Source organism: Nonomuraea sp. NPDC048892 (assembly GCF_040649735.1).
Lineage (GTDB): Bacteria > Actinomycetota > Actinomycetes > Streptosporangiales > Streptosporangiaceae > Nonomuraea > Nonomuraea maheshkhaliensis.
This window is the reverse complement of the sequence record NZ_JBEZFZ010000040.1, coordinates 25064-43757: the sequence shown is the minus strand read 5'-3', so window position 1 is coordinate 43757 and position 18694 is coordinate 25064. Positions and strand designations below refer to the sequence as shown.

The following is an 18694-nucleotide window of genomic DNA, read 5'->3' as shown; positions in this document are numbered from 1 at the left end:
AGCCGCGAAACTAGGCCTGTGACAGAGTTGACGCGACGCGAACGACTGCGGGCCGAGCTCGAACGCGACGCCAGGGCCGCCGCCAGGCGGCTCGCGGCGGAAGAGGGCGTCGAAGGGCTCACCGTCGCCGCCGTGGCCCGGGCCGTGGGGGTGACGCCGCCCGCTCTGTACCGTTACTTCGACGGCCGGGCGGGGCTCGTCCGCGCCGTCTACGACGACGTCACGGCGGAGTTCATGGACACCCTCGCCCAGGCCGTGCGCCGCCAGGACCCCGACGACCTCAGCTCCCACCTGCACGCCGCCACCCGGGCCGTGCTCGATTGGTCGATGGCCAACAAGGTCGAGTTCGACCTGCTCATGGGCGCCGCCTACGCCAAGATCGCCGACTCGGAGGAAGGCATCCCGACGGTCATCGCCCGCGAGCTGGGCGGCTTCTTCGGGGTGCCCTTCGCCCGGCTGTGGCGCGAAGGCCGGCTGCGCATCCAGGCCGACGAGGACATCGATCCCGTCCTGGCGGAGCAGCTGCGGACCTACCGGGCGCGCGTGGGGCTGGACTTCCCGATCGGGGTGGTGCTGCTCATGGTCATCTGCTGGCGGCAGATCTACGGGCTGCTCTGCATGGTCGTGTACGAGCATCACAACTTCGCGTTCGACGACCCGATGCCGCTGTTCGAGCACATGATGGACCACCTGCTGGGCATCCTCGGCCTCGAACGCAGCCCTCGCCTGCGCGTTCCCTGACCGACGCGGGCCTTCGGCAGGGCCTGTGACGAGTCACACTCTCACATTGGTTACGAATGCGACAGTATCATGTGATACTAATCGAGGAAGCCGCTGGTGAGAGAGGGCGGACGTTGACATCCTCCCCCTCTGAAGGAGCGGAGTCCCATGGTCGCCCATGGGTCTTCCTGCTTCACGGCCAGCCGCCCGCCCGAGAGGATTCTCGTTGAGGTCTTACACCAGCTCCACAGGCGTTTCAGTTCGCCGCCGGCCCGGCGGCGAGCACGTCTCTGGCCGCGTTGACGTCCCGGTCGTGGACCGTGCCGCAGGCGCACTCCCGCATCCGGACGTTCAGCGGCATCTTCTCTCGCAAGGCGCCGCAGGCCGGGCACAGCCTGGAGGAGGGCAACCAGCGGTCCACCGCCACCAGCGTGCGCCCATACCAGGCGGCCTTGTACTCGAGCATCGACCGCATCCCGCGCCAGGCCGCGTCCGGGATGGCGCGGGCCAGCGAGTGATTGCCGACCAGGTTGCGGACGGCCAGGTCTTCCACGGCGATCACTTGGTTCTCGCGAACAAGCCGTGTGGTGACCTTGTGCAGGTGGTCTGTCCTGCGGTCGGCGATTCGGGCGTACACCTTGGCGACCTTCGGCTTGGCCTTCGCCCGGTTGTTACTGCCATCTCCTTGCGGGCGAGCGCTCGCTGGGCTTTGGCCGGCTCTGCGCCGGTCGCGGCGCTCGTGACGAGGATTGACGACCTTCTCTCCGGTGGAGAGTGTGGCCAGGGCGGTGATGCCCGCATCCACGCCTACGTTCTGTGCTGCGGGTGGAAGCGGGCCGTCTATCTTCGCCAGCGTCAACTCACCGTCACGCCAGCGGAACGCCGAACGCGTGTGCTCCGCCGACAGGCGCGACTTCTTCTTGCTCTTGAACGTCGGGTACTTGGCGCGCTTGGCGGCGAATCGCCTGTTCCTGCCCTGCTCCGCAGGGGTCCGATTCCTCCCCCGCCTGAAGGCGGGGTTTCCTCGGAGGTTTCTGATGACCATCATTTGTCGCCGGGCTCAGCCTCCCCGGCTCACGACGCCGCCGGCGCGGGCGACGACCTCGGCAACGGCGGGCCTGGGCGCCCTGCCCCGCCCCGTGGCGGTGGTGGTCGGCGGCGGGGGAGTGCTCGGAGCCGCGCAGGTCGGCGTCGGGTACGCCCTGGAGCAGCGCGGCTTCGTCCCCGACCTGATCGTCGGGACCTCGGTCGGCGCGCTCAACGGAGCCATCGCCGCCGCCCACCCGGGACAGGCCGCACCCTGGCTGGCTCGGGTGTGGACCCACGTACGCCGCCGCGAGGTGTTCCCGCTCGGCTGCCTGCCCTCCCGCGCCGGCCTCTTCGCCGACCGCGGCCTGCGCCGGCTGATCGCCAGGGCCGGGCTGCCCGCGCGGATCGAAGAGCTGGCGGTGCCCTTCACCGCGGTGGCCATGGACCTGGCCACCGGCGACCAGGCGCTGCTCGACCACGGCGACCTCGAGTCCGCGCTGCTGGCCAGCGCCGCCATCCCCGGCATCCTGCCGCCGGTCGACCGCGAGGGCCGCCGGCTCGTGGACGGCGGCGTGGTGGCGTTCGTCCCGGTACGGGCGGCGCTGCAGGCGGGTGCGGCCAGCGTGGTCGTGCTGTCGACCGGGCCGGAGAGCGGGGCGCCGCGTCCCGTCGTCCCGCCCCGCTGGGCCGGCGCCGTCGCGGCCAGGGCCGGTCAGCTGCTGCTGCACCATCAGATCGAGCGCGACCTGCACGAGGTGTCGCGCCGCATCCCCACCGTCGTGGTGCCGACCGGCATCGAGACCTGGCCGGCCCCATGGGACTTCGGCCAGGCCGAGCGGCTGATCGCCACCGCGTCCGTCGAGGCGGGCCGCTTCCTCGACGGACTGTGCGTCAGCGGGCCCGGCCTCTACCGGGCCGGAGCCGAGTCGTTCCCCACCGCCTTGGGAGCCGTCCGATGAGCACCATCGCGTTCCTGAACATCCCTCTGCACGGCCACGTCAACCCGACCCTGCCCCTCGCCGCCGAGCTCGTCCGCAGGGGCCACCGCGTCACGTACCACACCTCACCCGCGTTCGCGGAGGAGGTCGAGGCCACCGGCGCGACCGTGCGCCCCTACCCCGGGGGCGACCAGCCGGTGCCCGACCCGCCGATGCCGATCACGATGCTGGACGCGCTCGCCCGCGCCTCCACCGGCCTGCTGCCCGCCGTCCTCGCCGACCTGCGCGGCATCGGGCCCGACCTGATCGTGCACGGGTCCGCCTGCCCGTGGGGCGCGGTCGCCGCCCGCGAGCTCCGGGTGCCGGCGGCGGCGCTGTTCACCACGTTCGCGTTCGGCAGGAACGTGCCCAGCCCCACCCGCGGCTCGGCGGAGCTGCTGGTCTCCGCGCTGGCCAGGCCCGGCGCCGCGCTGGGGTTCCTGCGCGCGCGGTGGGCGCTGCACCGCCGCCACCGGACGCACGGGGTGCCGCTGGTGGACCTGGCGAACGTACGCGAGCCGCTCAACCTGGTCTTCACCTCCCGCGCGTTCCAGCCCGGCGCCGGCGATTTCGACCCGTCGTACCGGTTCGTCGGCCCGAGCGTCGGCGCGCGGCCGCGAGACCCGTCGTTCCCGATCGGCCGCCTGCGGGCACCCGTGCTGTACGCGTCGCTGGGCACGGTGTTCAACGCCGGCCCGCGGCTGCTGCGGACGTTCGCCGACGCGCTGGCGCCGCTGGGCGGCACCGTGATCGTCTCCACCGGGGCGGTCGATCCGGCCGCGCTGGACCCGCTGCCGGGCAACGTGTTCGCCCGCCGCTTCGTCCCGCAACCGGAGCTGCTGGAGCACGCGGCGCTGTTCGTCACGCACGGCGGGATGAACAGTGTGAACGAGGCCATGTACGCCGGGGTGCCGATGCTGCTGGTCCCGCAGGGCGCCGACCAGCCGCTCGTGGCCCGCCGGGTGGTCGAGCTGGGCGCCGGCCTGTCGATCCGTACCGGGGAGGCCACCGCCGGCGCCGTTCAAGCCCTGGCCCGCCGCCTGCTCGGCGAGCCGCGCTTCCGCGAGGCGGCGGCAGCCCTGCGGGTGGCCCAGCACGAGGCCGGCGGCTACGTGCGTGCCGCCGACGAGATCGAGCACCAGCTGGAGCGGGTCGGCCGGCCGGTTTCGGTGGGCGCGCGGCGGGAGAGCTGAGCGATGTCACCCGCCGTCGCCGTCCTGCTGCTGCTGGCCGGGCTGTCGGAGGCCGCGGGCCGCCTGCTGCCCCTGCTGGCCCGCCGAACGGGCACGTCCCGACCCGGCACCTCACGACTCGTCGCGCTGAGCTCCGGCATACCGAGACCCCGCACGTCGAGACCCAGCACGTCGGGCCCCAGCACGTCGGGCCCCAGCACGTCGAGACCTGGTGCGCTGAGTTCCGCCACGCTGAGGCCCGACACTGCGGGGCCCGGCACGTCGAGGCCTGGCGCGGTCCTGCTGCTGCTGACCGGGGCCGTCGTGGAAGGCTCCGTGTTCGCGCTCTGGCCCCTGACCGCCTGGACCCTGGCCGGCCTGACCCTGCCCGAGCCTCCGGCGACCACCACCCCGCTGACCTGGACCCCCGCGCTGGCCGCCCCGCTCCTGCTCGCCGCCGTCCTCGCGTTCCCGCTGCTCGGGCCCCTGCTGCACCTGCTGCTCTTCGCCGCCGTCGGAGCCGGCCTGGTCGCCCCGCTCGCCGCCCTGACGGACCTGGGCTGGTGGACCGCCGCGGGCTGCGTGGCCGTCGCGGGAGTCGGGCTCGGCCTGGCCGTCGAGGCGGTCAGGCGGCTCGTGGTGTGGATCAGCGCCACCCGGGGGGTGCCCGCATGATCGAGTTCCCGTTCCTCGTCCTGGTCCTCGGCGCGGTCCTGCTTGCCGAGGCCCTGCTCGCCCGGCACGAGGTGATGGCGTACACCGCCGGCTGGCGCACGCCCGCCCGCGAGCTCCCGTACGGCATGCCCCACGCCAGAGGCGCCGACCCCGACCGGCCGCCGGACGCCTACCTCGTCTACCTGGACGGCATCGGCAAACGCCGCTTCCACGACACGCGCGACGGCGGCCAGCTGGTCAAGGCCCTGATCGCCGGGGCGCCTGAGCTGCGGGTGCTGGGGCAGGTGCAGCCGTACTCGCCGCTGGCCGCCCCGCTCGCCGACCGCCCGCTGTGGGCGTGGCTGCGCCGCCGCGCCGGGCTGCTGCTGTTCCTGCACAACGTCATGCAGATCTTCGTCGCGGCCGACCACCGCTACCGCCCGCTGTACAACCGCGCCGTGGGCGGCCAGATCGCCGACCAGCTCCGCCTGGCCGGTTACCGGCCCGGCAACGGCGTCCCCGTGGTGCTGCTCAGCTACAGCGGCGGTGCCCAGGTCGCCACCGGCGCGGTCGAGGAACTGCACGCCCGGCTGCGTGCCCCGCTCCTGCTGATCACCCTCGGCGGGTTCCACAACGGAGCCAACGACCTCACCCACGCCGTCCACCTGCACCGCCTCACCAGCGACGGCGACTGGATCGAGCGCGTCTGCACCTGGATCTTCCCCCAGCGCTGGCGGCTGTTCCGCCGCAGCGGATGGCACCAGGCCGCCCGCGCAGGCAAGATCACCGTGCACCGGCTCGACCCGGCCACCCACCTCGGGCGGCGCAGCTACATCAGCCCGCGGGCCCTGCTGCCGGACGGCCGCAGCCACCTCGACCACACCGCCGGCACGGTGATCGCCCTCATCCGGGACTTCACCCCTCGGGCAGGCGCTCGAACCGGGGGATCCGCGACAGATCACACCGCACAGTGACCAGGGCGGGACCCTCGACCACGGCGCCGTCGTCGGCACGCCAGCGCCCCTGCGGCAGGGCGACGATCCGCTCGGTGGCGCCCTTCTCCGTCACGGGGGCCACGACGAGGTCGGGGCCGAGGAAGAACTGGTCGGTCACGTCGTCCAGCCCGCCCGCGTGGTACGCCATCGGCCGCACGATCGGCTCGCCGGTCCTGGCCGCCTCGTCCACGAGCCCGAGGATCAGCGGCAGGACGGACTCACGGACGGCGAGCGCGTCACGTACCGCGGCGAGGTGTTCGTCGTCCAGGACGCGCGAGGGCAGGACCGAGAACTGCATCATCGGGCTGAGGGCGGCCACCTGCGCGTACCGGACGAAGAACTCCTGATCGACCGCCGCCTGCCCGCCGACCGAGCCGATCTCGCCACCGCCGATCATGTCCGGGCAGACGAAGGGATGGCCGATCATGCCCTGGGCCAGCATCTCCGGGACGAGCGACCCGAGCCCGGCCGGCCCCCACAGGGCCGGCTTGTCCTGGAGCCGCTGGCCGAGCGGCTGCCCGCCCATCCGCCAGCAGGCGCGGAACTCGTTGAACGGATACCGCAGCCCCACCCGCGCCCACGCCTCGCACAGATCGACCGGCTCGGCGGGCACGGAGGTGAGATCGTCGGCCCGGTAGTCGCGGACGTCACCGGCGTCGAACTTGAACCCGTCCACCCCGGTCTCCTCGACGAGCGCGTCGAGCTGGTCCGTCATCCACCGGACGGCCGCCGGGTCGGTGAGATCGAGGGTGGCGCTGAACCCGTTCCACCAGCGGCGGATCGCGGTCTCACCGGTCCGGTCCCTGAGCAGCAGCCCCCGCTCCTCAGCCTCACGGAAGGCGGCGGAATCGGGGCTGACGAACGGGACCACCCAGAGCATCACCCGGCAGCCCCACGCGTGCAACTGCTCGATCATGGCCGCCGGATCGGGAAAGCGGGCACGGTCGAACCGCCAGGTGCCGTAGTCGCACGCCCACGAGTCGTCGATCAGCACGACACCGGGCGGCATCCCGCTCTCCAGCAGGTCCCGGGCGAAGCGCAGGACCGTCTCCTGCGTGGGCGTGTACGGGTGCGCGATCCAGGTGTTGTACTGCGGCCCGGAGAACAGCTCCCGCGCGGGGGCGCGCCCGGCCGGGGGAAAGAACCGCCGCGAGGCCGCCAGGAACGCCTCCCGGAGCGATCCGCCACCCCGGCCGACCAGGATGTCCCGTCCGGAAAGCCGCAGCCGCCCGTCCTCGAACGCGAACGCGAACGGCCGCTCCGACCAGACCACCCGCCCGCGCGTCGACACCAGCAAGGGGCCGCTCTGGTTGGACGGGGCGGCGTCGCGCGACCCGTGCCCCCGGGGCGAGCCGAGATCGCGGGCGAACGCCTGCGTCCCGAACGGCATCGACAGCCCGTCCTCGGCGGCGCCGCCCCACCACCCCTCGCCGTCCTCCAGCACCAGCTCCAGCTCATCCCCTGACACCTCCGTGAACGGCTCGGCAGGCGGATGGGGTTCAGGGCGGGAGATCGTCATCAGCACCTCTTCGGCAGGCGGATCGGCGGGCAGCCGTACGCGATACGTGTCGTTCGCGCTGACGCTAGTGGACGCCCACGGACGCTCCGGCACCCACCCCTCCGTCGCCGATCGCAAACAGTTCTTCGCGAAGAAGTGTTTGCGAAGAAGTGTTTGCGGTTTAGAGTCGGGTGTATGAGCGATCCCGACAAGAACGTCGTCGTCCTTGACGCCAAGGGGCTGCGGGCCCTGGCCCATCCGGTGCGGGTGCAGCTGGTCGACCTGCTGCGCAAGCACGGCCCGTCCACCGCCACCCGGCTGGCCGAGCGGCTCGGCGTCAACTCCGGGACAGCCAGTTACCACCTGCGCAGGCTCGGCGCGGCCGGGTTCGTGGAGGAGGACGCCGAGCGGGGCAACGCGCGGGAGCGGTGGTGGCGGTCGGTGCACCAGGTCACCCGCCTGTCCGACGAGGAACTGGCCAGGACGGAGCCGGAGGCGGTGCTGGCGTACATGCAGTCGATCGTGGCCCTGTACGGCCTGCGCGCCCAGCGGGCGGTGAACGAGATGCTGACCATGCCGGGGGAGTGGGGGAGCGTGCTCGACCTGAGCTCGTTCGCGCTGCGGCTGACGCCGGAGGAGGGGCTGCGGCTGCGCTCCGAGCTGGAGGAAGTGATCTCCCGCTACCGGCGTGACCTGCCCGGCGAGGACGGGCCCGAGGGGTCGGCGCGGGTGTCGGTCATCACCGAGGTCCTGCCGGAACCGTCGTGAACGGCCGGGTGCGGCCGCTGGCAGGGGTGCTGGCGGCCACGGCGGTGGCGCTGACCGGGACGCGGGTGTCGGCCGTCGCCCTGCCCTGGTACGTGCTGGGCACCACCGGCAGCGCGGCCTGGACCGGGGTCGTCGCGTTCGCCGAGATGGTGCCGTACGTGCTGGTCAAGGCGTTGACCGGGCCGCTGGTCGACCACGTAGGCCCGCGCCGGATCTCGCTGGCCTCCGACGTGGTGAGCGCGGCGGCGGCCGGGGCCGTCGTGCTGCTGCACACGCTGGGCGCGCTGCCCATGGGCGCGCTGATCGCCCTGGTGGTGGTGATCGGCGCCGGGCGCGGGCCGGGTGACCTGGCCAAGGAGATCATGATCCCTGAGGCGGCCGGGCGGGCGGGGATGCCGCTGGAGCGGGCCACGGGGCTGATGGGGGTGACCGAGCGGCTGGCGCAGACCGTGGGGCCGGCCGCCGGGGGAGCGGTGGTCGGGGTCTTCGGGGCGCTGCCGAGCCTGGGGCTGAGCGCCGTCTTCTTCGCGCTCGGGTCGGTGATCGTGGCGTGGGCGTTGCCGAGAGGGATGGGACACAGCGCGCCCGAGCCCGGGGCTGAGGAAGGTGCCACGCCTCCACCCCGGCGCCGGCCCGCCGGCAAGGAGGGGTACTGGCGGCGGTTCGGGGAGGGGATGACGTTTCTGCGGGGCGAGCCGCTGCTGCTCACCCTGATCGCCATGGTCTGCGTGACGAACCTGCTCGACGCAGCGTTCGGCCAGGTGCTCGGCCCCGTGTGGGCGAAGGAGAGCGGGTACGGGCCCGTCCTGCTCGGATTGTGCGGCAGTGTGATGGGCCTGACGGCGGTCGGCGGGAGCCTGGTGGCGGCGGCGGTGGCGCACCGGTTGCCGCGTCGGCCGGTGCTGTTCGTGGCGTTCCTGATCGCGGGGCCGCCGAGGTTCCTCCTCCTGGCCTTCGACCTGCCGGTGGCGGCGATCGTGGCGGTGTTCGCGGTGGGCGGGTTCGCCGGCGGGTTCCTCAACCCGATCCTGGGGGCGGTCTCGTTCGAACGGGTGCCGCGCCACCTGCTCGGCCGGGTGGCCGGACTGCAGACCTCGCTCTCCTTCGTCGGCACCCCGCTGGGCGGGCTGCTGGCCGGGGTGGCGGTGACGGTGACCGGGCTGGCCCCGGTGCTGCTGGCGTGCGGGGCCGCGTACGTGCTCGCCATCGTTCTGACCGGCCTGCGCCCGGAGTGGCGCGAGATGGACCTCCTCCGCGCCCGCCCCGCACCGGACGGGAGCGCGCGGGAGCGGATCGGGGTCAAGGAGTGATCAGGCCCTGGGCTAGGTCGGCGGCCGTGGCCTCGGGGGAGCGGCGGTCGGCCGGGCCGTAGCCGCCGCCCCCGCCCGACTCGCACCGCAGCACGTCCCCGGCCCGTACGGGCAGCGCGTTCACCTTGAGCATCTCCCGCGCCCCGCCCGTGCCGGGGTTGAGCGTGACCCGGGGAGGAGCGCCCGCCGCGCCGCCCGCCAGCCCCCACGCCGGCGTGACCGACCGCTCGAACCACAGCGACAACGACGTGTCGCCGCAGAACTCGTACTCGCGCACCACGCCGTTGCCGCCGCGCCACCGCCCGGCCCCGCCCGTGCCGGGACGCATCTCGTAACGGGTGACGCGCACGGGGAAGAGCGTCTCCAGCACCTCGATCGGCATGTCCCGCAGTGACCCGTTGACGTTGTTGATCAGGCAGCTCTCGCCGTCGCCGCCCTCCCACGCGCCCCACCCGCCGACCGTGGCCTCCTGGGAGACGTACAACTTCCCGGTACGCGGGTCCGTGCCGGTGAACTGCACGATCATCGAGTCCCCGTACGAGGCCGCGGCCGCCTTGCCCGGCAGCACCGGCGCCAGCGCCTTGACCACCAGGTCGATGAGCAGCCCCAGATGCGAGTAGTAGTACTGGCAGGCGGCCGGCGACTCGGCGGCCAGCATCGAGCCGGGACGCGTCAGCACCGACAGCGGCCGGAACGAGCCCCCGTTGAGCGGCACCTCACCCGACACCAGCAGTTTGTAACCGACCCGCACCGCGGCCACCGCCTGCGCCGCCCCGCAGTTGACCGGTCCGAGCGCCTGGTCGGCGCAGTCGGTCAGGTCGACGTGCATCGACTCGCCCGACACCGTGACGCGGACGTTCACCGGCAACGGGGTGTCCAGGTCGATGCCGTCGTTGTCGAGGTGTCCTGACGCCTCGTACACGCCGTCGGGGATGGCCGCGATGGCCGCCCGCTCCATACGTTCGGTCTGGGCGAAGATCTCGTCGCGGGCGGCCGTCACGGTCGCCAGGCCCCAGCGGGCGACGATCTCGCGCAGCCGCCGCTGCCCGGTCATCGCGCAGCTCACCTGGGCACGCAGGTCGCCGAGCGTGGCGTGCGGGAAGCGTACGTTGCGCGCGATCACCTCGTGCAGGTCGCGGCAGGGCGCGCCGCCCGCGTACACCTTCACCGGGCCCATCCGCAGGCCCTCCTGGAAGATCGAGGTGGAGTCCATCGAGCCGCCGGGATCCTTGGAGCCGACGTCCAGCCAGTGCGCCCGCGACGCGGCGAACCCGGCCAGCTCGCCGTCACAGAAGATCGGCCCGTAGACGGTCACGTCGTTGAGGTGGGTGCCGCCGATGTAGGAGTCGTTCAGCACCCAGACGTCGCCCTCCTCCCAGACCTCCCGCCCGTACAGGCGCTCGGTCTCGCGGGTGCACACCTCCAGGTTGCCCAGGAAGATCGGCAGCCCGGACGACTGCCCCAGCACGTTGTGCTCGCGGTCGAGCAGCGCGACCGCGCAGTCCTTGGCCTCGTAGATGACGGGGGTGTAGGAGCTGCGGATGAGGGTGGTGTTCATGTCCTCCGCCGCCTGCAGCAGCGCGCAGCGGATGATCTCGGTGGTGACGGGGTCGATCACTGGTCCACCTTCACGATGAGAAAGCCGTTGTCGTCCACGGTGACCAGGCAGCCGGGCGGCACGACCGTGGTCGCGGTCTCCTCCACCACGATCGCGGGCCCGGCCAGATCGCCCTCCAGGGCGGAGCGGCGCAGCACGGGGGTACGGTGCACGGCGCCGTCGAAGATCACGTCCCGCACGTCGGGCTCCGCCTGCTCGGGGGCGCCGGGGGCGGGGGCGGCGGTACGGGGGAACGAACCGAACCCGGTGCTGCGCAGCATCACGAACTCCACCGGCGCCTCGGGCGTGGCGTGCCCGTACCGGCTGGTGTGCGCCTCGGCGTAGCGGGCCGCGATCTCCGCCGCGAACCCGGGCCCGGCCGGCTCCGCGGCGTCGCGCAGCGGAATGGTGAGCGTGTAGTCCTGGCCCTCGTACCGCATGTCCACGGCGTGCTCCACCCGCCGCCGCTGCTCCGGAACGCCCTGACCGGCGAGCGCCTGGAACGCGTCCCGCTCCAGTTTCACGAGATATCCGGACATGTCGGCGCCGTCCAGCGTGTCCTGATGCCGGAAGTACGGATGCGTCAGATCCCGGCGCACGTCCGCCTCCAGCATCCCCCATGCCGAGAACGCCCCGGGAAAGCGCGGCACCACCACCTCGGAGATCCCCAGCTCACGCGCGATGAACACCGCGTGCATCGCCCCCGCGCCCCCGAACGCCACCAGCACGAACTCACGCGGCTCGACACCGTGCTCCACCGTCAGCGTCCTGATCGCCTGCGCCATCCTGGCGTTGGCCACGTCGCACACGCCCTCGGCCAGCCGCAGCGGATCGAGCTTCAGCTTCCCGGCCAGCTCCGCCACCGCGACCCCGGCCGCCTCGGCGTCCAGCGTCATCAGCCCGCCCGCGAACCAGGCCGGATCCACCCGCCCCAGCACCACGTTCGCGTCCGTGACCGTGACCTGGGTGCCGCCCCGGCCGTAGCACGCGGGCCCGGGAACGGCCCCCGCCGACTCGGGACCCACCCGCAGCGCGCCCGCCTCGGCGTAGGCGATGGAGCCACCGCCCGCGCCGATCGTGTGCAGGTTCACCACCGGCATCAGCACCGGATGACCCTCGATCCGCGCCTCCGCGCTGACGTCGGGCCGCCCGTTAACGATGAGCGACACGTCGAACGACGTGCCGCCCATGTCCACGCAGATCGCGTTGTCCCGCCCGAGCAGCCGGGCCGCCGCGACCCCGCCCATCGTCCCGCCGACCGGCCCCGACAGCAGCGTCTGCAACGGCCTGCGCATCGCGTACGAGGCGTTCACCAGCCCGCCCGACGACTGCATGACGTGCACCGGCACCGCCAGCCCCCGCTCGGCGAAGCGCCGCTCGATCCGGCCCAGATAACGGCGCACCACCGGCCCCGTGTACGCCTCCAGTACCGCCGAGGACGTCCGCTCGTACTCCCGCCACTCCCTGGCCACCTCGTGCGACAGCACGACCAGCACATCCTCACCCAGCTCGGCCCGCAGAATCTCACCGGCCCGCACCTCGTGCGCCGGATCGGCGAAGGAGAACAGCAGGCACACCGCCACCGCGTCGAACCCCTCCGCACGAGCCCGCCGCGCCGCCGCCCGCACCGCCTCCTCGTCCAGCGGCACGAGCTCCCGCCCCCGGTAGTCCAGCCGCCCGCCCGCCTCCATGACGTCCTGCCGCGACACCAGCGGCGCCGGCTTGCGGTAGCGCAGGTCGAACATGCGCTCCCGGTTGCCCCTGGCGATCTGGTAGACGTCCCTGGCCCCCCGGCTCGCCAGCAGCAGCACCCGTGCGCCCTTGCGTTCCAGCAGCGCGTTGAGACCCTGCGTGGTGCCGTGCACGAAGAAGGAGATGTCCGACGGATCGTCCACGACCCGCGCGAGCGCGGCGAACACCCCCTCCGCGAGATCCCCCGGCGTGGTGGGCGCCTTCGAGGCGGTGACGGCCCCCGACCGCTCGTCGTAACAGACGACGTCGGTGAAGGTGCCGCCGATGTCCATGGCGACGCGATAAGTCATGCGCGTCACCGTATGCCGCCCGATCCCGGGCCCAGCTGTGCGTTCCGCACAGCGCGACACCGTCCGCAGTGCCGGTCGCAAGGGTCCGTACGACGCCTCGAACCGGGCACCCGCGACGATCAAAACCGCCGCGGTGCCGCCTCCGACGATCGGAGCGGTGCCGCCTCCGACGATCACACCGCCGTGGTGCCGCCCCCTCCGACGGTCACACCGCCGTAGTGCCGCCCCCGACGGTCACCGGCCCTTCCCCCGGCCCGTTCACCGGCGCGTCCCACGCCGGCCGGGGCAGCATCGCCGCCACCTCTCGCCGCAGCAGAGGATCCGCCTGGAACGCCTCCTCGATCGCCAGCCGCAACGCCGTCCGGCCGGCCTCGTCGTCAGGCTTGGCACCCGCCACCCGGTCGATCAGGTCCTTGGCGCGGGCGTCGCCGCGCCCGAACACCCGCTGCAGGATGCGCGAGCCACGGGCGGCAGGCGTGTCGGCGGCCAGCTCACCGGTCTTGGCCAGCACACCGGTGCCGAAGGCGTCGATCGCCGCCGCGGCATAGGGCATGACGTCATTCGCCGTTTCCATCAGTACCTCCGAGGGGACCGGCGGCGTTAGCCGTCGGGGGAATCGGGAGCGGGAGGGCCGCCAAGGCCCGAGCGTGCAGTGCTGGGCGGCCGGGTGAAGGCCCGCTTGGAGGAGCGGATCCGCGTCAAGGCCGCCGAGCAGGGGTGGGAGATCGTGGCGCTTGAGGTGATGCCCGACCACGTGCACCTGTTCGTCAAGCCGCATCCGAAGAACTCGCCGTCGTATGTGGCCAACCAGTTCAAAGGGTTCACCTCGCACCACCTGCGCGCCGAGTTCGCTCACCTGCGTTCCCAGTTCCCCGCGCTGTGGTCGCGGTCCTGCTTCGTGGCGACCGTCGGCGCCGTGTCCGCAGAGACGGTGCGGCGTTACATCGAGACGCAGTATGAGCGGGCGCCCCAGGCGGGTGGCCGTGCGTAGGTCTTACAAGTTCCTCATGCGTCCGACCGCGCGCCAGCAGGCCGCGCTCACCGCGTGCCTGGACGACCACCGCGCCCTGTACAACGCGGCGCTTTCGGAGCGGCGCGAAGCGCACAAGCGGTCCCAGGTGTCGATCCGGTACGGCGACCAGTCCGCCCAGCTCAAGGAGATCCGCGCCTACGACCCCGATCAGGCGCACTGGTCGTTCTCCTCCCAGCAGGCCACCCTGCGCCGCCTGGACAAGGCGTTCCGCGCGTTCTTCGACCGCGTCAAGGCCGGTCGCCCTCCGGGCTTCCCGCGTTTCAAGGGCCGGGGCTGGTTCGACACGGTCGAGTGGCCCAAGGACGGCGACGGCTGCCGGTGGGACTCCCCACCCGAGCACCCGTCCGCCACGTTCGTCCGCCTTCAAGGCATCGGGCATGTCCGCGTGCACCAGCACCGCCCGGTGCGGGGCCGGGTGAAGACGATCAGCGTAAAGCGGGAAGGCTCCCGCCGGTACATCGTCCTGTCGTGCGACGATGTGCCCGCCGAGAAGCTGGCAGCCGTTCAGCAGGACCTCGCCCGTAAGAAGCGCGGGTCCAAGCGCCGCCGTAAGGCGGTCGCCCGCGTCGCAGCCCTGCACGGCAAGATCCGGCGTCAACGACTCGACGGCGCGCACAAGGCCGCGAACGCCCTGATCCGCGACTACGACATGATCGTGCACGAGGACCTGCGGATCGCGAACATGACCAAGAGCCCAGCCCCGAAACCTGACGGAGAAGGCGGCTACCTGCCCAACCGCGCGGCGGCCAAGGCTGGACTGAACAAGAGCATCCTGGACGCGGGTTGGGGGGTGTTCCTGGGCATCCTCGCGCACAAGGCTGAAAGCGCCGGTCGAGAGCTGATCTCCGTGGACCCCCGCAACACCTCCCGCACGTGCGCCCAATGCGGGCACATGGCGAAAGAAAACCGCGCCACCCAAGCCGAGTTCGCCTGTACGGCGTGCGGCCACACTGCGCACGCCGACGTCAACGCGGCGATCAACATTCTCGGGGCAGGGCTTGCCCTTCGCGAAGCCGCAGCGGCTTCGCGAGAAGCCGCCCTTTTTAGGGGGCGGAGGAGTCACGAGACCCTCCCGTAGGTCCTGATGGATAGTCGGCATGCTAGCTCCCTGAGTGCCCGCGGCAAGGGAATACGCTGTCGAATGTGCCTGCCCCGTATCTCACACTCACGACCGTCATCGAGCACGAGACCGAGGCGCGGCGCTCGCGCTTCATCTGCGCCGTGGCCCCGGCGCGTACGGTCGAGGAGGCGGCGGCCTTCATCGCCGCCCGCCGCGCCGAGCACGCCGGGGCCACCCACAACTGCACGGCGTACGTGATCGGCGAGCGCATCCAGAAGGGCGACGACGACGGCGAGCCGGGCGGCACGGCCGGCACGCCCATGGTGCAGGCGCTGGTCGGCCGGGGGTTCAGCGACGTGGTGGCGGTGGTGACGCGTTACTTCGGCGGCACCCTGCTGGGCGCGGGCGGGCTGGTGCGGGCCTACGGCGGCGCGGTGACCGAGGCCCTCGACCGGGCCGAGCCCGTCCGGATGGTGCCGGCCAGGCTCGTGCACGTCGCGGTCGCGCACGACCAGGCCGGGCGGGTGGAGAACGACCTGCGCGCCTCCCGTCACGCGGTGCGCGAGGTGACGTACGCGGGGGAGGTCACCTTCGCGGTGGCGGTGGGGGAGGACGAGGTCGCGGCGTTCACCGACTGGGTGGCCACGCTGACGGCCGGCCGGGCCCGCGTCACACCGGGCGCCGACCTCCACGTCCCCGCCTGACCGAGGACCCGGCGGCTCAGCCCTCCAGGGCGTACTGCATGACGCGGAACTTCGCCTGCGCCTCCGCCAGCTCGGCCGCCGGATCGGAGTCGCCCATGATGCCGCCCCCCGCGAACAGCCGGGCCCGGCGCCCCTCGACCAGGCCCGAGCGCAGCGCGATGCCCCACTCGCCGTCGCCCCGGGCGTCGATCCAGCCCACGGGACCGGCGTAACCGGCCCGGTCCATGCCCTCCAGCTCGCGGATGACCTCGATCGCCGTGTGGGTCGGGGTGCCGCCGACGGCCGCCGTCGGGTGCATGGCCGCCACCACGTCCAGCACCGACGCCCCGTCGGCCAGCCGGCCCGTGACGTGGCTGGCGAGGTGCTGCACGTTGGGCAGCATGAGTAGTTCGGGCTCGTCGGGCGTGGTGAGCGAGGAGCACAGGGGCGACAGCGTCTGGCGTACGGAGGCGATCGCGCACTCGTGCTCGTGCCGGTCCTTCGTCGAGGCCAGCAGCGCCTTGCCACGGGCGAGGTCGTCGGCCGGGCCGGTGCCGCGCGGGGTCGTGCCGGCCAGCACCAGCGACTCGATCTCCTGCCCCGTACGCCGGATCAGCAGCTCGGGCGTGGCCCCGACCAGCCCCGCGACCGAGAACGTGTAGCACTCGGGATAGCGCCGGGCCAGGCGGGTCAGCAGCAGCCGTACGTCGATCGGCCGCTCGGCGGTGGCGACCAGGTCGCGGGCCAGCACCACCTTCTCCAGCTCGCCCTCGCGGATGCGCTTGGCCGCGCTGGCCACGACGTGCTCCCACTCGGGCGCGCTCAGGCTGCCGTCGCCGTAGCTGATCCGGCCGGGGTCGCGGATCGGCGTGAACGTCTCCAGCGGCGCGTCCCCGATCGTGGTCAGCCAGGCGTGGCCGTCGCGGCGGGCCAGCACGGCCCGCGGGACCACGAGGACGGAGCCGTGGGCGTCCTCGTCGAAGGTGAAGCTGCCGAAGGCGACCGCGCCGGAGCCGGGGGCCTGCACGGCGTCGTCGACGTGCGCCTCACCGAGGACGGTGGCCAGCCACCGGCGGGCCCAGGCGAACCTGCCGGGGCCGGGCGGCACCGTCACGCGGGCGGCCTCACCCCATCCGACCAGGCCCTCGCCGTTTCTGATCCAGGCGTAGGGCGCCGTCCTGGGGAGGGAGGCCAGCAGGTCACCGGGGTCGCCGACAAGGGTGGTGCGAACCGGCAGCGGGCGGGTTGTTCCGAGCGCGACACTCACCCAAGACACTCTATGCGGGAACTGAACACGTTCGACTCGGACCCCCGTGAATGCGAGGTTACGGGCAACGAACCCGGAAAAAACGGGATGCCGTTAGGTATTGGGTATCACCAGATCCCCTTCGGCCTGTCAAGCGGGGATATGAAGTCGGTCCCGAACTGGCAGGCCTTGCCGTGTAGCCATAGTGGCAGGGTGATCGGCTATCTACCTTGGTGCGCATGATCGTTCGCCTCGGGCCAGTGCTGGCCGCCGCCGTCGTCCTCACCGCCTCGGTCCCGGCTCACGCCGCCGCTCCCGCGGAACCCGTCCCCGAGGTCATGGCCGCGCTCGGCGACTCCATCTCCGCCGGTTTCAACGCCTGCGGCTGGTACGTCTCCTGCACCGCCCGCTCCTGGTCCACCGGCGACCGCGCCGACGTCGACAGCCACTACCTGCGCCTGTCGAAGCTGTCTGGAACGCTCCACAAACACAACCACAACTTCGCCGTGCCCGGCTCCACCAGCGCCGCCCTGCTCGGCCAGGTACGCAAGGCGATCGCCGCCAAGGCCGACTACGTCACGATCCTCATCGGCGCGGTCGACGCCTGCGCCCGCACCGAGCAGGCGATGACCCCGGTGGCGACCTACCGGCGCCGGCTGGACACCGCCCTGGCCGAGCTGCGCGCCGGGCTGCCCAGGGCCAGGGTGTTCGTGGCCAGCATCCCCGACCTGCGGCGGCTGTGGCAGGCCGGGCGCGGCAACCCGCTGGCCCGTACGTTCTGGTCGGCCGGCCGCATCTGCCAGAGCCTGCTGCTGCGGCCCACGTCCACCCGCCGGGCCGACACCGAGCGCCGCGCCAGGGTGCGGGACAGGGTGATCGGCTACAACCGGGCGGCGGCCGAGGCGTGCGCCGCGTACGGGCCCGCCTGCCGCACCGACGGGGGAGCCGTCTTCGCCTACCCCTTCACCCTCGACCAGGTCAGCAAGTGGGACTACTTCCACCCGAACACGGCCGGGCAGCGGGTGCTGGCGGAGCAGACCTACCGGCGCGGCTTCACCTGGATCGACCCGCGATAGGGTTCATCGGCACTGCGCGAGCATGGTCTTCTTGTCGGCCGGGGTGACCGGGACGTCGTACTTGAGCGCCACCTGCGCGAACCGGGTGACGTAGGCGCAACGGATGCCCCGGCGCGGCGGCAGCCAGCCCGACGGCCCCGAGGCGTCCTTGTGCTCGTTGGCCTCGCCGTCCACGGGCAGCAGGTTGAGCGGGTCGTTGGCGAAGTCCAGCCGCTTCGTCATCGACCAGCGCGGCGCTCCCATGCGCCACCCGTAGTTGAGCGGCACCACGTGATCGACCTGCACCTCGTCGGCGTTGTCCTTGTGCCAGTGGATGAGCCGCCCGGTGTAGGGGTCGGTCAGCTCCATCGAGACGACCTCGCAGTTCGACCCCTTGCGGTACTTCACGTTCCGGCCGTCGCGGGCCAGCAGGTCGTCACGGGTACGGCAGCCGTTGCGCGCGTACGGCACCCCGGTGGCGTCGTCGGCCCAGTTGTCCCCGTACCGGGTGCGCTCGTATCCCCCGTTGGAGCCGAGACCCTTGACGCGCAGGCGCTTGATGAGGCCGCGCGCCTCGCGCCTGTCGGCGGCGGAGCTGATGGGGGCCAGGCCCGGTAACGTGCCGCTGACGTTGCCCAGCGGGCTGGCCGCGGTGGCCGGCGGGGTCTTGGCTGTGCCGATGAACGAGACGATGACGATGGCTCCGGCGAGGACGGCGACCGCGTCCTTGGTGCTCAAGCAGACCTCCGTGAGCTCCAGGTTGTCTAGAGAAATTCCCGGCATCGGCGCTTTTGACACGGGAAGGGTTGTGTGACTGATCGTCCCATCAACCACTCCGCACCCGCGCCGCGGGGC

Annotated in this window: 17 protein-coding genes and 1 pseudogene; 11 read left to right on the top strand and 7 right to left on the bottom strand. The window is 72.5% G+C overall.

Annotation, left to right across the window (positions count from 1 at the left end):
• Positions 1-18 precede the first annotated feature (18 nt).
• The gene (locus AB0C28_RS52300) at positions 19-741 is read left to right on the top strand and encodes a TetR/AcrR family transcriptional regulator (RefSeq protein WP_358084441.1); all 723 of its coding nucleotides are present in this window, start codon (positions 19-21) and stop codon (positions 739-741) included.
• Between the two features lie 77 nt (positions 742-818).
• Here the strand turns inward: AB0C28_RS52300 and AB0C28_RS52295 are convergent.
• Positions 819-1681, bottom strand: a pseudogene (locus AB0C28_RS52295) (RNA-guided endonuclease TnpB family protein); the annotation flags it as partial.
• Positions 1682-1757: 76 nt separating this feature from the next.
• Here AB0C28_RS52295 and AB0C28_RS52290 point away from each other — a divergent pair.
• Genes AB0C28_RS52290 through AB0C28_RS52275 form a run of 4 tightly spaced genes read left to right on the top strand, consistent with a single transcriptional unit; the run spans position 1758 to position 5526 of the window.
• A complete protein-coding gene (locus tag AB0C28_RS52290) occupies positions 1758-2708 on the top strand; it encodes a patatin-like phospholipase family protein (RefSeq protein WP_358084437.1) in 951 nt (316 codons plus the stop codon).
• Positions 2705-3919 (top strand): macrolide family glycosyltransferase, encoded by a 1215-nt coding sequence (locus AB0C28_RS52285; protein WP_358084434.1) that lies wholly within the window; start codon positions 2705-2707, stop codon positions 3917-3919. Before AB0C28_RS52290 ends, AB0C28_RS52285 begins: the two co-directional genes overlap by 4 nt.
• A gap of 3 nt (positions 3920-3922) precedes the next feature.
• Entirely contained in the window at positions 3923-4573 is a 651-nt protein-coding gene (locus AB0C28_RS52280) for a hypothetical protein (protein ID WP_358084431.1), read from the top strand.
• Positions 4570-5526: a hypothetical protein gene (locus AB0C28_RS52275; protein WP_357849685.1), complete on the top strand. Its 957-nt coding sequence runs from the start codon at positions 4570-4572 to the stop codon at positions 5524-5526. The genes AB0C28_RS52280 and AB0C28_RS52275 overlap by 4 nt, the downstream gene beginning before the upstream one ends.
• Here AB0C28_RS52275 and AB0C28_RS52270 read toward each other — a convergent pair.
• Complete coding sequence (locus AB0C28_RS52270; RefSeq protein WP_357849682.1) at positions 5468-7159, bottom strand: glycoside hydrolase family 31 protein; 1692 nt, start codon at positions 7157-7159, stop codon at positions 5468-5470. The genes AB0C28_RS52275 and AB0C28_RS52270 overlap by 59 nt on opposite strands.
• Before the next feature lie 81 nt (positions 7160-7240).
• Here AB0C28_RS52270 and AB0C28_RS52265 point away from each other — a divergent pair, with 81 nt between their 5' ends.
• Entirely contained in the window at positions 7241-7813 is a 573-nt protein-coding gene (locus AB0C28_RS52265; RefSeq protein ID WP_357849679.1) for a winged helix-turn-helix domain-containing protein, read from the top strand.
• Positions 7810-9123: an MFS transporter gene (locus AB0C28_RS52260; protein WP_358084428.1), complete on the top strand. Its 1314-nt coding sequence runs from the start codon at positions 7810-7812 to the stop codon at positions 9121-9123. The genes AB0C28_RS52265 and AB0C28_RS52260 overlap by 4 nt, the downstream gene beginning before the upstream one ends.
• Here the strand turns inward: AB0C28_RS52260 and AB0C28_RS52255 are convergent.
• From AB0C28_RS52255 to AB0C28_RS52245, 3 genes are all read right to left on the bottom strand, one after another.
• Positions 9113-10741, bottom strand: a complete 1629-nt coding sequence (locus tag AB0C28_RS52255; RefSeq protein WP_357849673.1) for a hydantoinase B/oxoprolinase family protein — start codon at positions 10739-10741, stop codon at positions 9113-9115. The genes AB0C28_RS52260 and AB0C28_RS52255 overlap by 11 nt on opposite strands.
• Positions 10738-12762 carry a hydantoinase/oxoprolinase family protein gene (locus AB0C28_RS52250; protein WP_358084425.1) on the bottom strand — a complete coding sequence of 675 codons (2025 nt, stop codon included), beginning with the start codon at positions 12760-12762 and terminating at the stop codon, positions 10738-10740. Before AB0C28_RS52250 ends, AB0C28_RS52255 begins: the two co-directional genes overlap by 4 nt.
• A 205-nt stretch (positions 12763-12967) precedes the next feature.
• Entirely contained in the window at positions 12968-13336 is a 369-nt protein-coding gene (locus AB0C28_RS52245; protein ID WP_357849668.1) for a hypothetical protein, read from the bottom strand.
• 78 nt (positions 13337-13414) lie between these two features.
• On the opposite strand from AB0C28_RS52245, the gene tnpA reads away from it, so the two are divergent.
• From tnpA to AB0C28_RS52230, 3 genes are all read left to right on the top strand, one after another.
• On the top strand, positions 13415-13753 hold the full coding sequence (tnpA, locus tag AB0C28_RS52240) for an IS200/IS605 family transposase (protein WP_357849665.1): 339 nt from the start codon (positions 13415-13417) through the stop codon (positions 13751-13753).
• Positions 13754-13769: 16 nt separating this feature from the next.
• Positions 13770-14873, top strand: a complete 1104-nt coding sequence (locus AB0C28_RS52235) for a transposase (protein WP_358084422.1) — start codon at positions 13770-13772, stop codon at positions 14871-14873.
• A gap of 65 nt (positions 14874-14938) precedes the next feature.
• Positions 14939-15559: a YigZ family protein gene (locus AB0C28_RS52230; RefSeq protein ID WP_358084419.1), complete on the top strand. Its 621-nt coding sequence runs from the start codon at positions 14939-14941 to the stop codon at positions 15557-15559.
• A 16-nt stretch (positions 15560-15575) separates the two neighbouring features.
• Here AB0C28_RS52230 and AB0C28_RS52225 read toward each other — a convergent pair whose 3' ends face one another.
• A complete protein-coding gene (locus AB0C28_RS52225; RefSeq protein WP_357849654.1) occupies positions 15576-16805 on the bottom strand; it encodes an isochorismate synthase in 1230 nt (409 codons plus the stop codon).
• Positions 16806-17023: 218 nt separating this feature from the next.
• Here AB0C28_RS52225 and AB0C28_RS52220 point away from each other — a divergent pair, with 218 nt between their 5' ends.
• Positions 17024-17860 (top strand): GDSL-type esterase/lipase family protein, encoded by an 837-nt coding sequence (locus tag AB0C28_RS52220; RefSeq protein WP_357849651.1) that lies wholly within the window; start codon positions 17024-17026, stop codon positions 17858-17860.
• 3 nt (positions 17861-17863) lie between these two features.
• Here the strand turns inward: AB0C28_RS52220 and AB0C28_RS52215 are convergent, their stop codons facing one another.
• A complete protein-coding gene (locus AB0C28_RS52215) occupies positions 17864-18577 on the bottom strand; it encodes an HNH endonuclease family protein (protein WP_357849649.1) in 714 nt (237 codons plus the stop codon).
• Positions 18578-18694 lie beyond the last annotated feature (117 nt).

Excerpts from the sequence above, each read along its gene's own strand:
- AB0C28_RS52290 (WP_358084437.1), top strand. The coding sequence starts at position 1,758 with ATGACCATCATTTGTCGCCGGGCTCAGCCTCCCCGGCTCACGACGCCG.
- AB0C28_RS52285 (WP_358084434.1), top strand. The coding sequence starts at position 2,705 with ATGAGCACCATCGCGTTCCTGAACATCCCTCTGCACGGCCACGTCAAC.
- AB0C28_RS52280 (WP_358084431.1), top strand. The coding sequence starts at position 3,923 with ATGTCACCCGCCGTCGCCGTCCTGCTGCTGCTGGCCGGGCTGTCGGAG.
- AB0C28_RS52275 (WP_357849685.1), top strand. The coding sequence starts at position 4,570 with ATGATCGAGTTCCCGTTCCTCGTCCTGGTCCTCGGCGCGGTCCTGCTT.
- AB0C28_RS52265 (WP_357849679.1), top strand. The coding sequence starts at position 7,241 with ATGAGCGATCCCGACAAGAACGTCGTCGTCCTTGACGCCAAGGGGCTG.
- AB0C28_RS52250 (WP_358084425.1), bottom strand. The coding sequence starts at position 12,762 with ATGACTTATCGCGTCGCCATGGACATCGGCGGCACCTTCACCGACGTC.
- AB0C28_RS52245 (WP_357849668.1), bottom strand. The coding sequence starts at position 13,336 with ATGGAAACGGCGAATGACGTCATGCCCTATGCCGCGGCGGCGATCGAC.
- AB0C28_RS52235 (WP_358084422.1), top strand. The coding sequence starts at position 13,770 with ATGCGTCCGACCGCGCGCCAGCAGGCCGCGCTCACCGCGTGCCTGGAC.
- AB0C28_RS52220 (WP_357849651.1), top strand. The coding sequence starts at position 17,024 with ATGATCGTTCGCCTCGGGCCAGTGCTGGCCGCCGCCGTCGTCCTCACC.